The 14,563-nt window shown below is 36.6% G+C and carries 14 protein-coding genes; 5 read left to right on the top strand and 9 right to left on the bottom strand.

Translation table 11 applies throughout. The features are described 5' to 3' along the window. Positions 1-85: 85 nt before the first annotated feature. From argD to ppiA, 3 genes are all read right to left on the bottom strand, one after another. On the bottom strand, positions 86-1,300 hold the full coding sequence (gene argD / locus DK858_RS01180; protein WP_109395865.1) for a bifunctional acetylornithine/succinyldiaminopimelate transaminase: 1,215 nt from the start codon (positions 1,298-1,300) through the stop codon (positions 86-88). Between the two features lie 117 nt (positions 1,301-1,417). After that, the gene (locus tag DK858_RS01185) at positions 1,418-1,993 is read right to left on the bottom strand and encodes an aminodeoxychorismate synthase component II (RefSeq protein ID WP_006534660.1); all 576 of its coding nucleotides are present in this window, start codon (positions 1,991-1,993) and stop codon (positions 1,418-1,420) included. Positions 1,994-2,366: 373 nt separating this feature from the next. Then, positions 2,367-2,936, bottom strand: a complete 570-nt coding sequence (gene ppiA / locus DK858_RS01190) for a peptidylprolyl isomerase A (protein ID WP_072064793.1) — start codon at positions 2,934-2,936, stop codon at positions 2,367-2,369. A gap of 270 nt (positions 2,937-3,206) precedes the next feature. On the opposite strand from ppiA, the gene yihA reads away from it, so the two are divergent. Then, positions 3,207-3,839, top strand: coding sequence for a ribosome biogenesis GTP-binding protein YihA/YsxC (gene yihA / locus DK858_RS01195; protein ID WP_109395866.1), 633 nt, complete (start codon positions 3,207-3,209; stop codon positions 3,837-3,839). A 150-nt stretch (positions 3,840-3,989) separates the two neighbouring features. Here the strand turns inward: yihA and DK858_RS18545 are convergent, their stop codons facing one another. After that, on the bottom strand, positions 3,990-4,037 hold the full coding sequence (locus DK858_RS18545) for a hypothetical protein (RefSeq protein WP_438361642.1): 48 nt from the start codon (positions 4,035-4,037) through the stop codon (positions 3,990-3,992). A gap of 286 nt (positions 4,038-4,323) precedes the next feature. On the opposite strand from DK858_RS18545, the gene def reads away from it, so the two are divergent. Then, complete coding sequence (gene def, locus DK858_RS01200) at positions 4,324-4,842, top strand: peptide deformylase (protein WP_109395867.1); 519 nt, start codon at positions 4,324-4,326, stop codon at positions 4,840-4,842. Positions 4,843-4,951: 109 nt separating this feature from the next. On the opposite strand, the gene polA is transcribed toward def, so the two are convergent. From polA to DK858_RS01220, 4 genes are all read right to left on the bottom strand, one after another. Next, entirely contained in the window at positions 4,952-7,750 is a 2,799-nt protein-coding gene (gene polA / locus DK858_RS01205; RefSeq protein ID WP_109396015.1) for a DNA polymerase I, read from the bottom strand. A 634-nt stretch (positions 7,751-8,384) separates the two neighbouring features. Beyond that, positions 8,385-9,008 carry a thiol:disulfide interchange protein DsbA gene (dsbA, locus tag DK858_RS01210; protein WP_109395868.1) on the bottom strand — a complete coding sequence of 208 codons (624 nt, stop codon included), beginning with the start codon at positions 9,006-9,008 and terminating at the stop codon, positions 8,385-8,387. Positions 9,009-9,028: 20 nt separating this feature from the next. Then, complete coding sequence (locus DK858_RS01215) at positions 9,029-10,024, bottom strand: serine/threonine protein kinase (protein WP_109395869.1); 996 nt, start codon at positions 10,022-10,024, stop codon at positions 9,029-9,031. A gap of 14 nt (positions 10,025-10,038) precedes the next feature. After that, positions 10,039-10,308 (bottom strand): YihD family protein, encoded by a 270-nt coding sequence (locus DK858_RS01220; protein WP_023583277.1) that lies wholly within the window; start codon positions 10,306-10,308, stop codon positions 10,039-10,041. Positions 10,309-10,528: 220 nt separating this feature from the next. Here DK858_RS01220 and mobA point away from each other — a divergent pair, with 220 nt between their 5' ends. Together mobA and mobB are read left to right on the top strand one after the other, a co-directional pair. Next, positions 10,529-11,113 (top strand): molybdenum cofactor guanylyltransferase MobA, encoded by a 585-nt coding sequence (gene mobA / locus DK858_RS01225; protein WP_109395870.1) that lies wholly within the window; start codon positions 10,529-10,531, stop codon positions 11,111-11,113. A gap of 11 nt (positions 11,114-11,124) precedes the next feature. Continuing rightward, complete coding sequence (mobB, locus tag DK858_RS01230) at positions 11,125-11,643, top strand: molybdopterin-guanine dinucleotide biosynthesis protein MobB (RefSeq protein ID WP_109395871.1); 519 nt, start codon at positions 11,125-11,127, stop codon at positions 11,641-11,643. Between the two features lie 58 nt (positions 11,644-11,701). On the opposite strand, the gene DK858_RS01235 is transcribed toward mobB, so the two are convergent. Further along, positions 11,702-13,360: an alpha-glucosidase gene (locus DK858_RS01235; protein WP_109395872.1), complete on the bottom strand. Its 1,659-nt coding sequence runs from the start codon at positions 13,358-13,360 to the stop codon at positions 11,702-11,704. Between the two features lie 216 nt (positions 13,361-13,576). Between DK858_RS01235 and DK858_RS01240 the strand changes: the two genes are divergently transcribed. After that, positions 13,577-14,557: a LacI family DNA-binding transcriptional regulator gene (locus DK858_RS01240; RefSeq protein WP_109395873.1), complete on the top strand. Its 981-nt coding sequence runs from the start codon at positions 13,577-13,579 to the stop codon at positions 14,555-14,557. Positions 14,558-14,563: the final 6 nt, after the last annotated feature.

Below are 14,563 nucleotides of genomic sequence, written 5' to 3' on the forward strand. Positions count from 1 at the left end.
TCTCGAACAAACAATAGCCCATAAAAGGGCTATTGATATACTTTTGTATAAGCCCCATCTTCGTTGATGGGGTTTTTCGTTGATACTACCCTTTTACAAATTCTGCAATAGCCGCTTTTAATGCCACCATTCCTTCTTGTAGCTCTTCTTGAGTAATAATTAACGATGGTGTAAAACGCATCACATCGGCTCCTGCGTTTAACATCATTAAACCATGTTTGGCTGCAAGACCGAGTAACTCTTTGGCTTTACCTTCATATTGCGGTGCCAATTGTGCACCAATCAATAAACCTTGTCCTCGAATTTGCGAAAAGACATTATACGTTTGATTGATTGCCACCAGTTCATCCACAATCCATTGATAACGCTTTTCTACACCTTCAAGTACTTCAGATGTATTAATTAAATCAAATGCAACATTACCCACTGCACAAGCTAATGGATTACCACCATAAGTTGTACCATGAGTCCCTACGCCCATGACAGAAGCTATCTCATCTGTTGTTAACATCGCACTGAGTGGAAAACCACTCCCTAGCGCTTTTGCAGTTGTAATAATATCGGGTGTCACATCATAGTTCATATAGGCGAAAAGCTTACCTGTACGCCCCATACCTGTTTGTACTTCATCAAGGACAAGCAGAGCTTGATGCTTATCGCACAACTCTCGTAGCCCTCTCATAAACTCAGGTGTTGCTGCTGTTACGCCACCTTCACCCTGAACTGGCTCTAAAACAATGGCACATGTGTGATCATCTATTACTGCTTTAACAGCCTCTAAATCATTAAAAGGAACATGTACGATATCAGCGGGCTTAGGGCCAAAACCATCGGCATATTTAGGTTGTCCACCAACAGATACTGTAAACAACGTTCTGCCATGAAATGCATGGTGAAAAGCAATAATTTTAGTTTTATAAGGACTATGGCGAGTGATGGCATAATGGCGAGCCAATTTAAATGCTGCTTCATTCGCTTCTGCGCCAGAATTGGCAAAAAAGACACGTTCTGCAAATGTGTTATCTATTAATTTTTGAGCTAAACGTAATGCAGGTTCATTAGTAAAAATATTACTAACATGCCAAAGTTTTTCACTTTGTTCTTTCAAGGCTTGATTTAGAGCCGGATGAGCATGCCCCAATGCTAAAACAGCAATACCACCAGCAAAATCAATATACGATTTTCCCTGCTGATCCCAAACACGACTCCCCACCCCTTTGACAGGAATAAATTCTGCGGGTGAATAAATTGGCAACATTACTTGATCGTAAGTTGCCCTGTTAATGCTTTGCTTTGTCATTACCCCACCTGATCGTTATTCACATTCAATATGAAAATATAATCACTAAATATGAATAAAAAATCAAATGTGGTTTTGTATAAAAAGACGTTATTTCACTATTTAAATGCTATCCATTTAATATTTAAGGAAATTATTTAATAGCTCATGCCCTTGTTCACTTAAAATACTTTCCGGGTGAAATTGAACCCCTTCAATTGGTAGAGTACGATGGCGAATTCCCATAATTTCATCAACATTTCCATCATGTTGGCTCCATGCCGTCACTTCAAAAGGTACAGGCAATGTTGTCGCATCAATCACTAAAGAGTGGTAACGCGTCACACTTAACGGTCGATTAAGCCCTTTAAAAACACCTTGTTGATTATGATGTATTAATGAATTTTTACCATGCATCACTTCTCGCGCTCTAACAACCGACGCACCAAAAGCTTGCCCTATTGCTTGATGTCCAAGACAAACACCAAGAATAGGAATTTCACCGGCAAACCGCTGTATAGCCTCAAGAGAGATCCCAGCTTCATCAGGAGTACAAGGTCCTGGCGAGATCACAAGATGTGCTGGCATCATCTTTTCTATCTCTTTAAGTCCGATCTCATCGTTACGCTTAACAACAACCTCAGCACCCAATTCACAGAAATACTGATAGAGGTTGTAAGTAAACGAATCGTAATTATCAATAAGTAACAGCATATTAGCCTATCCGACTGATTTTCTTATCATTATCTATTTTATTACTATTTTAAAGCGAGTGTAGATTTGCCAAAATAGCTCGTTGTTTAACCGACTTGGGTACAACAAAGCCGATTATCATAGCACAGGTATAAAATATGAATAGTAAGCAAGAAAACCTGCTGGTTTATTGCGCAATAACAAGAATGACGATAATTGATGATGAATAGAGTGATTAATAGTGTAATGAATACTTATTGCAGGAGATCACACGAAAAAAAGAAGGATAAAAATATTTTTTTCGTACTAAAACCCCCGGAATGAAAACATTCATTCCGGTTTATATGCTTTCTATCTTATTAGAATAAGTAAATATCCTATCCTAATAATGCGTTTATTGTTTTACAACTTCCGCAGATAAAATAGTGACCGTTTTTACTGGCACATTTTGGTAAGGTCCAATATTCCGAGTCGGTGTTTGTGAAATTTTATCAACTACATCCATTCCTTTCACAACTTTACCAAAAACAGCATAGCCAAAATCACGTTGACCGTGATCTAAAAATGCATTATCAGCCACATTAATAAAGAACTGGCTGGTTGCGCTGTCTTTATCTGACGTGCGCGCCATGGCAATAGAACCTTTTACATTACGTAATCCATTGTCGGCTTCATTTTTAATTGGCGCTCTGGTTTGTTTTTGCTGTAAATCAGCAGTAAAACCACCACCTTGAACCATAAAACCAGGAATAACGCGATGAAAAGTAGTGCCGTTATAGTACCCATCTTCAACATACTGAATAAAATTTTTCGTTGTAATTGGCGCTTTTTTATTATCCAGTGATATTTCAATATTACCTTCAGAGGTGACTAATTTAACGAAGGTTTCTCCCGTTGCCATTGCAAAAGTCGCTGTTGTTAAAGTGCAAGCGGTAACGAAGGTGACAAGAAAACGTTTTAACATGCAGGGATCCTTTACTTTAATAGTCTACAACTTACTTAATATGCAGCGATTCTAATTCGCTGAGGTAAATAGTGCCAATCATTTACCTTTATTTACGCTCAATAAGTCTAATTACGTTATAACAGAGTAAATTTTAATTTTTAATCGCTGTTATAAGTCATTAAATTGCGCCAAAATAGAGCAAATAAATATTTTAGATATTCATTTTCATGCAAAATTGAAATGAGTATGCATGAAAAGCCGCATTATTTCAGAGAGGTTTATACCATAATGACCCAATTTAATTACCAAAAAGCACATTTCATCATCAGTGCACCTGATATCCGTCATTTACCGCCAGATTCAGGAATTGAAATTGCCTTTGCGGGTCGCTCTAATGCCGGTAAATCCAGTGCTTTAAATGCGTTAACCCAACAAAACGGATTAGCCAGAACCAGTAAAACCCCAGGCCGTACTCAATTAATCAACCTTTTTCAAATTGAAGAAGGTTTACGCTTAGTCGATTTACCAGGCTATGGCTATGCCCAAGTTCCTGAGGAAATGAAGCGTAAATGGCAACGCTCTTTAGGTGAATACCTACAAAAAAGAGAGTGCTTAAAAGGTGTAGTTATTTTAATGGATATTCGTCATCCATTAAAAGATCTCGATATGCAAATGATTGACTGGGCTGTAGGCTCAGAGCTACCTACTCTCGTTTTACTGACTAAAGCAGATAAACTAGCATCAGGCGCGCGTAAAAAGCAGCTCATGAGCGTACGTGAAGAACTAGCAAATAAAGTAGGTGATATCCGCGTAGAATATTTTTCATCATTGAAAAAAATTGGCATTGATAAACTACGTAACACGCTTAATGAATGGTTTTCAGGCTCAGAAGAGCAACCTATAAATGATGATAACGCCTAATTATCTTCTTTTTCTCAACGATAGCGCTCTGATCTTCTTTTGATAAAAGGGAAATCACTTTTCCCTTTCACTTCTCGCACAAACCATATCAGTGAATTTTAGATAAAAAAATGCCCCAGTCGAAATAAAGTCGACTGGGGCAGCTAATATTCAGCTAAATCCGATTACGTGAAGTAAAAGGTCTGAAAGATAGAACATCTTACCTCTGTACCCTACGAGAGATAATGTACTCTATTTTATTGGTTAATAAAAGCCCTTTTGTAATTTTTTTTCACATGCAGACACGATTCAGCTATGTATTTATGTATTCAAATCATAAATAAATGTAGTTTAATTACATAATTATGAGACTTTAATCACTCGCATGAATATGATTAAAAATAGAACAAATCACACAAAAGGTGCGGTTTCTCCTTAATGATTTTGTGATACGCTTATCGCGAGACCGTAGTAAATATGTAATTAGCGATAAAATGAGGTATCCATGGCTGTATTACCGCTCCTGCGTTTTCCAGATGAGCGTCTGCGCAGAGTCGCAGTACCAGTGGAAAAAGTAGATGACGAAATACGCACATTAATCGATAACATGATTGAAACCATGTATGCAGAACGAGGTATTGGCTTAGCAGCACCTCAGGTTAATGTATCTAAACGCATTGTTGTAATTGATGTTTCTGAAAACCGAGATCAACCGATTGCACTTATCAATCCTGAAATTATCAGCACTGAAGATGAAGTGATGGATATGATGGATGGGTGTCTATCTATTCCAGATTCTTTTGCGCCAACACAGCGTTACCGTTTCTTAAAGGTTAAGGCATTGGATAGAAATGGTGATGTAATTGAACTAGAAGCCTCTGATTTGTTTGCAGGCTGCATTCAACATGAGTTAGACCATCTTGATGGTAAACTCTTTATTGACCATTTATCTCCGTTAAAACGTCAACGTATTGAGAAAAAACAGAAGAAATTGAGCAAACTGCTAGACTCACAAGTTGCTTAATTATTCACTTATCTCTTTTTCACATTTTGATAAGTTTTGACATAAAAAAGCTCGGTATTAACCGAGCTTTTTCTTTTAGTACACAGAAATTTGATAACCCAGTTAAAAATTAATGTGCTTCATCCCAGTTATTACCAACACCCACTTCAACTTTCAACGGAATAGCTAATTCCATACTACTTTCCATCAATTTATGGATCATGGTGTTTGCGTTCTCTAGGTAAGACTCGCGCACTTCAAACACTAATTCATCATGTACTTGCATAATCATATGCACATCAGCAGGACATTGATTGCAAATCCAATTATCCACAGCGATCATTGCTTTTTTGATAATATCCGCCGCTGTACCTTGCATTGGCGCGTTAATCGCTTCACGCTCTGACGCTTTACGGCGAATTGCATTCTTTGAATTAATTTCTGGTAAATAGAGGCGACGACCATCTAAGGTTTCAACATAGCCTTGTTCAGAAGCTTGTTTACGTGTACGTTCCATATAGTCCAAGACACCAGGATAACGTTCAAAGTAAAGATCCATATAACGCTGAGCTTCTCTTCTCTCAACACCAATCTGTTGTGATAAACCAAATGCACTCATGCCATAAATAAGACCAAAGTTGATCGCTTTCGCACTACGACGTTGTTCAGAGGTTACTTCCTCTAAAGGAATACCAAATACTTCAGATGCCGTTGCACGGTGAATATCTTTACCTTGAGCAAAGGCATCTAACAAACCTTTATCTTGCGATAAATGCGCCATGATCCGTAATTCAATTTGTGAATAGTCGGCAGCCACAATTTTAAAACCTTCACGCGCAATAAATGCTTGGCGAATTCGGCGTCCTTCTTCATTTCTTACTGGGATGTTTTGAAGATTTGGATCACGAGAAGATAAACGCCCCGTTGCCGTCACCGCTTGATGATAGGAAGTATGTACACGTTTCGTTTTGCTATTCACCATTAATGGCAATTTATCCGTATAGGTAGATTTTAGTTTCGCCAGACCACGATGCTCTAAAATTAAACGAGGTAATTCATGACTATGCGCTAATTCTTCCAATACTTCTTCATTGGTAGATGGTGCCCCTTTTGGGGTTTTCTTGATAACAGGTAATTGCAGTTTATCAAATAAGATTTCTTGTAACTGTTTAGGTGAAGAGAGATTAAATTCTTGCCCCGCTAACGCAAACGTCTCTTTTTCAATTTCAGCTAAACGCTGTGTGATCTCTTGAGATTGAACTGCTAACACTTGAGCATCAATTAATACTCCCTTGCGTTCCATTCTAGAAAGCACTGGGACTAATGGCATTTCAATATCGCAGTAAACATGTTTAAGAGGCTCAATAGCTTCTATTTGAGGATATAGCGCTTGATGGAGTAATAAAGTAATATCGGCATCTTCAGCAGCATATAACGTTGCTTGCTCAACCTCAATTTGGTTAAAAGTCAGTTGACCTTTACCTTTACCCGCAATCTCTTCAAATGTTGTGGTTTTATGATTTAAGTGCTTTTCAGCCAAAGTATCCATATCGTGTCGATTACTTACGCTATTTAATATGTAAGATTCCAACATCGTATCAAAATGAATACCGTTTAATTCGATACCTTCATTTTCCATAATGCCACGGTCAAACTTCAAGTTCTGCCCAATTTTTAGAATGTTCTTATCTTCTAAAATAGGTTTTAATGCCGCTAGCACATCATCAACAGGAAGTTGCTCTGGTGCATCTAAATACTCATGACGTAATGGAATATAAGCCGCTTTACCCGGTTCAATAGCAAATGACAGCCCCACTAAACGCGCATCAATATTGTTTAAGCTGTCCGTTTCTGTATCGAATGCAAACGCAGGTGCTTTTTTGAGAAGCTCAACCCATCGCGCTAGGCTTTCATGTGTCAAGATAGCTTCATAATTCTCTTGTGTAATAACAGGGAAATTAGCTGATACAGAGGCTTCTTTCGGTTTAACGGCTTCAGAGGTGTAAGGCACAGCAACTTTGTGTGTGCTACGTTGTGCTAACCACCCACCATTTTGAAGATCACTTATCCAGCGTTTAAATTCATAACGCGTGAACATCTCTAGTAATTGCTCTAAATTTGGCTCACTAACCACTAAATCATCAAACGTTTTATCGAGTTCAACATCCGTTTTAATTGTTGCCAACTTATAAGAAAGTTTTGCCACTTTCTCATGCTCTGCCATTTTAGCGCCAAGTGTTTTAGCGCCACGGAAACTCAACGTTGCGATATTATCAAGCTGTTGATAGATATCATCTAAACTACCAAGCCCTTGTAAAAGGCCTAATGCCGTTTTTTCCCCCACTCCCGGAACACCAGGAATGTTATCGGACGAATCGCCCATTAATGCGAGAAAATCAATAATCAATTCAGGAGGAACACCATATTTTTCTTTAACTTCATCAGGGCCTAAAATAACGTTGGTCATGGTGTTAATTAGCGTGATCTTTGGCGTCACTAATTGCGCCATATCTTTATCACCAGTACTTATTAAAACATCACGACCATCTGCTGCCGCTTTTAGTGCCAATGTTCCAATAACGTCATCCGCTTCCACACCTGAAATAGATAACAATGGTAAACCCATTGCTTGCACCATCTCATGTAAAGGCGCTATTTGCTCACGTAAATCATCCGGCATCGGAGGGCGATTAGATTTATATTCCTCATACAACTCATCACGGAATGTTTTACCTTTAGCGTCAAACACAACCGCTACATGACTTGGTTTATACTGTATTATCAGGCTACGTAACATGTTCAACACGCCGTACATCGCACCTGTTGGCTCACCTTGGCTATTGGTTAGTGGTGGAAATGCATGATAGGCGCGGTAAAGATATGAGGAGCCATCTACAAGGATAAAGGGGTTTTCTGCTATCTGGACCATAATCTGTTCATCATTGTTCTGAGGTTCGTTGATATGACTAGAATGCCACATCACAGCCCAATAGACGAATATTACCTGTTCTTAAATGCAGAAATTCGGCTTAAATACTCAATTATTTATTATTAATCGAACTTAACAAAAAGAATAAGTATGAATGATAAGTTAATATTTATTAAGGTCATTTTTGTCAGAGTACATACCCATTAATCTGGCTTGAATTAAAAACAAAGAATAAACAGTAAACTTATTGTGTAATTTAGAAAGTATTTAAGATAGAGCCATTTACTCATCATTAATATTAACGTTCATATTAGTGTCATCTTTTTTATTAAGAATTTATTTTCTAACCAACACCAAAACAACCTGTGGATAACTCTGTGAGTAGTTTTGTAACCCTCTCTATATTAATAAGTTAGCTTTCTTTTCAATTTGTTAACATAAGTAAAAAATCAATCACTTAGCGAATTTATTAAGATATTATAAATTAATCGCTGTATTTTTTATTAATGTGGATAGTTATATTATGACAAAATTATGAAAGTAAAAAAATAGCACTCCTATTTCTTGAGTGCTATTTTTCATATAAATATCTATATACTTTTACTTAATCCATATGGGAAAAGTTAAGCCTATATTATTTTTTCAGCAATAACTGATTCACAATATCAGAATATGTCTTTGCATACTCTTCTGGTGATTTTGCGCTGATACCATCATTTTTCATTTTATATTTACCACCAATTATCATGGCAGGAACACCATTAATTTGGAAATCAGCAACAGCATTTTGTTGTTGGCTAACTAAAGAGTTCACCACAAAGCTATTCATTGCAGCATCATAATCTTCGCCTTTAACGCCAGCCTTAATAAAGGCATTACGGATATCGTCAACAGAACGAATAGATTGAGTTTCTTGAATACCTTTAAATAAAACAGGAGAAACTTGATCTTCAACACCTAAGGCCATTGCCACAGCCCATGAACGTGTTAAATCTTTACCTAAAGGCCCTAAGAAATCAACGTGATAGCGGACAAGATTAGTATTTTCTGGTGCATTCTTTTCAACAGTACTATTGACTTTATACACTTCAGAAAATTGATAACAATGTGGGCAATAAAAAGAGAAAAACTCAACAACATCAGGCGCAGATGCAACAGGTTTAGAAAGGTTAGTGTACTGTTTTCCTTCAGATATATCAGCGGCAGAAACACTGAATGCTAACACCATACTTGCTAACGCCAGCCAAATCTTTTTCATTTCTCATCGTCTCCTAAGAATTAATACATTGGACTAAGTTGTAAAGGAGGCTCATTTAGTTGCTCCACTTGTCCCTTGAATAAGGCTAATTGTTTAAACCAAAAATCTTCTTCTTGAAACCAAACAAAAGCGCGAGGAAAAGCAGGATCATTCCAGCGTTTTAATACCCACGCGAGATAATGCACCATTCTCATTGCTCTTAATGGTTCAATTAATGACAATTCACGTAAATCAAAATCTTGGTATTCATAATAAGACTCAAGGATCGTATCTAATTGTATAACCTGCTCTTGCCGTGAGCCGTTTAATAACATCCAAAAATCTTGTACTGCAGGTCCCATTCGGGAATCATCAAAATCAACCATTACAACTTCATCACGCCACAATATATTACCGGGATGGCAATCACCATGTAGCCGTAACATTTGCCATGCAGAGTCCCCTATTTTAGGACGTACATCATGAATAAGTTTATCTATAACCTCTATAAATTGAGGTTTCAGGTTATTAGGAATTAACGCACTACTTTCAAATTCTAATTTTGGCGCTATCAGATATTCTGCTGTAGAAACTGTCGGTCGATATTCATAACTCTTTTTTCGGCCTATTTGATGAATGCACCCTAATGTGCGTCCAACTTCTTCTAACTGAAATAAATTATCAGTTTCATATGCTCTTCCCCCTATACTAGGGAATATTGCAAAATAAAAGCCACCATCAGAAAGATGAACTGTTTCACTATTAATCATTAAAGGAGCAGCAACAGATACCTCAGCCTCCTTTAATGCTAAAACAAACTCATGTTCTTCTTTTATTTGTTCATACGACCAGCGTTGGGGGCGATAAAATTTCACCACATAACGTTGTCGATGCTCATCTATAAATTGAAAAACACGATTTTCATAGCTATTTAATTCTGTTAACCCTGACTCAGGATAAAAACCAATTTTAACTAACGCGTCCCAAATGTTGTCAGGTGTCAGTCCCTGAAAATTAAATGAGGCAGACATTTCCATTTTCTATCCTGAATTTAATCTTTAATCACACCACGAGCACGTAAAATGGCGGTTTTAAAATCTTCTTCGTAATCTTTTTTCAGTCCTGGGATCACATCTGTCGGCGCTGAACCGCGCATTTTCAGATGGTAAATCAAAATATCATCAGTCAGATCAGATAATTGACCTTTAAAACCCGCTTCATCAGCCAGTTTCTGCAATAATTGAATTAAGTTTAAATCAGAATTTTCTTCCCAAACTGGGTGCAGTAATTCCATAACTTCATTAAGACGGTGACATTTCATACAAAAAATCCTTATTATTAATTACAACAACAAAGTACCAATTATTATCCGATAGAAAAAGGAAACCTCTGTCAATATGCGTAAATATTACGCTTTTTTGATAAAAATTGCTGTCGCTTTACATGAAATCTCATGATGTCGATATTTTTTATTAGTATATCGTCTTTATTTGATAAAAATCGTTCGGAAATTTTAGCCAATTTATTCACAAATATTGAATATGAAAATGAAGAATATTACAGGTGGTATACTTGCAGGTGGTCAAGCGACACGAATGGGTGGAGCTGATAAAGGGCTTCAAATTCTACATGGACAGCCTTTATACCGCCATATAGCCCAAAAACTAGCACCTCAAGTTGATAGCATATTGATTAGTGCTAACCGCAATTTAGAACAATATCGCCAAAGCCAATATCCTGTTATTACAGATGAAATAGAAGGATTTTCAGGGCCTTTAGCTGGCATGCTCACATTATTAAAGCAAGCCCCAACACCTTGGGTTGCCTTTGTACCTTGCGATGTTCCCTATTTCCCTCTTAATTTAGTTGAAAAACTCTATGAGCAAAGAGGCGAAGCATTAGCCGTTTATGTTGATGATGGTGAAAGAGAACATCCTACCTTAGCACTGCTAAATCGTCGTATTATTCCTATGCTAGAAGCTTATTTAGCACAAGGTGATCGAAAATTAATGTTATTTATGAAGCAAATAAATGCACACCCGGTTTTATTCGCGGATCAAGCAAGTGCTTTTATTAATTTAAATACCCCTGACGATATTGAAAAAGCCAATAAATTAAAAAAATAGGAATGAAAAATATGGCACAAGTTGATCTCCCCCTTTTAGGGATCACGGCATGGAGTGGAACCGGTAAAACAACACTACTAAAACAACTGATTCCACAATTACGCAAAAGAGAAATTCGTGTAGGCATGATCAAACACACTCATCATGATATGGATGTGGATAAGCCTGGTAAAGACAGCTATGAACTAAGAAAAGCTGGAGCAGATCAGACATTAGTCGCAAGCCAACAACGCTGGGCATTAATGACAGAAACACCAGAACTACCAGAATTAGATTTGTATTACCTCGCATCTCGTTTTGATGCAAGTAAGCTAGATTTAATCTTAGTTGAAGGATTTAAAGGCGAAACCATTCCTAAAATTGCACTTTATCGCCATATCAACGAGCGTGATTTTAATGATTTACTTGATGAGCATGTTATTGCCGTCGCCAGTGATTGTGATTTAAGAGTGGATTTTCCACTACTAGATATCAATGCACCCGAGGCTATTGCTGAATTTATTGCAGATTGGCTGAAACCGACGAAATAAAAATCGCAAATAATAAAGCGCCCTATAAAGGCGCTTATTATCAATTACATAGAATAAATTAAGCAAAAATAATGGCTTGATAAGGTTGAAGGATAAGATCACCTTGTGCATTTTCCACTATTGGACTGTTATGCAAATAGATATCCTTAGCTTTAATGGTTAGTGCTTTTTCTTCACCACTAAAATTACAATAAATATTGATTGAGTTACCTTTATAAGTACGCTTAAAAGCAATCACATTTTCTGGTGCATCTAATGGAAAAAACTCACCATAAATCAAAATATCACTGATCTCTGAATGACGTCTTAATGCGATCAATTGCTGGTAATAAGCGAAAAGAGAGTGATTATCTTGTGTTTCTCTCTGTGCATTAATATCGACATAGTTAGGATTAACTTTTAACCATGGTTTAGCTGTACTGAAGCCACTATTTAATTCACTATTCCATTGGAAAGGTGTTCTTGAATTATCACGGCTACGGTGATTAAAGTATTCAATGATTTGCTTATCGCTATAACCTAATTTATTACCCCATTCATACAATTTAAAAACATGTAAATCATCATGTTCTTCTAATGTCATAGGACAATTTGTCATACCGATTTCTTGCCCTTGATAAATAAAAGGCGTTCCTCGTTGAGTTAATAAAAATGTCGCTAACATTTTGGCACTAATAGGATTAATGTCTCCTTTAGGGAGGAATTTATTTAATGAGCGAGGTTGATCATGATTTTCTAAATAAGGTGCTCCCCAGCCTACTCGTTGAGTATCTAATTGGCTTTTAATAAATACAGGTTTCAATCTTTCACCTGTAATTGGATTAATAGTGAATGGCTTTTCATTGCGAATATCTAAGTCAGCAATACTAAAATCAAATACCATGGAAAAATAACCATTTTCACCAACATAAGCACGTAAATCTTTCTCAGGCACATCAATTTCTGCAACCGTCATACTATTTGCAGGCTTAAACGTGTTCTCAGCTAATTCAGTTAAGAACTTATCAATACCTGGTTGATTTAAAACCCAAGGCACTAAAGATGCAGAACCATCATCTTTATCAGGTTCAAATTGATATTCAGATAAAGCTTCAGGGGATTTTTTTAAATTACCAATCGCATCAATGCGAAATCCTGCGACACCTTTTTTGATCCAGACGTTTATCATGTCGATAATATCTTTACGTAATTGTGGGTTTTCCCAATTTAAGTCAGGTTGTTCCGGACCAAATGAATTAAAGTACCAGCGATTAGTTTTTCCAACACGACTCCAAACAGAGCAATCAAAATAAGTGCGTAAATTATTAGGAGGAGTCGGCTTATCCCATTGTTTAAAAATATAATAATCGTTATATGGACTATTAGGATCTTCAATTGCCGATTTAAACCATGGGTGCTCATCAGAAGTGTGATTTAATACTAAATCTAATAAAATTTTAATATCACGTTTTTTAGCTTCGCTAATCAGTTTATCTAACGCATTATTATCACCAAAGATAGGATCGACAACAGAATAATCAGCAATATCATAACCATTATCTTTCATTGGCGATTTAAAAATAGGGCATAGCCAAATAACATTTGTACCGAGTGACTGAATATAATCTAACTTCTCTGTGATCCCCGCTAAATCTCCAACACCATCCCCGTTACTATCATAATAACTCTTAGGATAAATTTGATAGACCACTGCTTCTTTCCACCAAGTATTAGACATATTCACCTCACCAAGGTAATTAGCATATATGGAACTGTTCCATATTTAATATAAGATACTATAAGCACTAAAAAGGAGGGTAAGGTAATTAACATACTAAAATGTGAAATAGCTCATACTAAAAAAACACAATTACCTCAATAAAGATGGGTTTGTCATAATCATATTAAGATATATTAGGACATCAACGAATTAAAAGGAGCAACAGCATATTCAATGGCCGGGATCCGTGATGTCGCAAAAAAAGCCAATGTCGCAGCAAGTACTGTTTCCAGAGCATTAAATAACAGTGGTTATGTGTCTCAAGCTGCACGAGAAAAAATAAAAAAAGCGGTAGAGGAATTAGATTATATTCCTGATACTTGGCTAAGAAATTTATATCAACAAAAAAGTGCCGTTGTTGGTGTCATTATTAATAGCCTTGAATACCCTTATTTTGCGACAGTGACACGTTTTATTGAAAATAAACTCGCTGAACATGGCTATAGCATGATGTTATGTGCAACCCAAAATAGCAAAGTACGTGAGCGTATATTTTTTGATATGCTTAAACGTGGTCAGATCGACGGTATTATTGCAGAATATCTATTATTGGATGATAGTGAATATCAGCATATTCAAAGACCCGTGGTAACACTAGATCGTCATCTTCGTGATATTCCATTAGTTTGTTCTGATCACCACACTGGTGGTCGATTAGCAGCAGAACACCTTATTCAAAAAGGTTGCCAAAAAATCCTCTATATTGAAGATAACTCAAGTTATTTATCATCAACCCCTTCATATCAAAGCTGTTTAGCCTTTAAAGAAACGCTTATTCAGGCAGGTATTAAACCTATTCCTTGCAAAGTAAATTGGAAAGAAGAAGAGAAAGACTATTTTCACTCTTTCGCAACAAAAATACTTTCTTTGCATTCAGATATCGATGCTATTTTTGCTGCTGATATTCCTGCCATGGCATTATTTAATGAAGCAACAAGGCGAAATATTGCCATTCCAGAACAATTAAAAATTGTTGCTTATGATGGCAGCCCTTGGTTAAACCAAACACTGCGCCAATTAACTTGTATTGAACAACCCTTTGAAAAGCTAGCTGAAAAAAGCGTAGAAGTGATTAGTACATTAATTGAGAATAAAGAAATAACAGATAATGTCTCTGTTATTCCAGTGAAGTTTATTCAAGGTGAAAGTAGTTAAAATATA

Origin of the sequence: Proteus faecis, from assembly GCF_003144395.1 — a bacterium.
GTDB lineage: Bacteria > Pseudomonadota > Gammaproteobacteria > Enterobacterales > Enterobacteriaceae > Proteus > Proteus faecis.